The 317-nt window shown below is 71.0% G+C and carries 1 pseudogene; it reads right to left on the bottom strand.

Annotation, left to right across the window (positions count from 1 at the left end):
* Positions 1–317 (bottom strand): annotated as a pseudogene (locus G7Z99_RS19685) (SrfA family protein); the annotation flags it as partial.

The raw sequence follows: 317 nt of genomic DNA on the forward strand, positions 1-317 counted from the left end.
GGCCGGGCGGGGCGTCAGGAAGTACAGCGGTTCGCGCTGGCGGTCCTGCTCGTGGGCCACGAACCCCCAGAAGGTCAGCACCGGTTGCACGCCCTGTGCGGTCTGCACCAGATAGACGTGGTCGTCGCTCGGGCAGAATGGCACCAGGCCCAGCAGCTTGCCGAAGATCACCTGGTCGCCCTGACCGCGCTTGCCGGCCGAATCGACCAGGCTCGACGCGCTGCTCAGGACCGCCTGGCGAAAGTGCTGCAGGCGCTCGCGGGCTTCGTCGCGCTCGGCCTCGGTGGCGGCGCGCCAGGCGATCACCTCGCCCGGCA

The organism is Pseudomonas entomophila, from assembly GCF_013523165.1.
In the GTDB taxonomy this organism is placed as follows: domain Bacteria; phylum Pseudomonadota; class Gammaproteobacteria; order Pseudomonadales; family Pseudomonadaceae; genus Aquipseudomonas; species Aquipseudomonas entomophila_A.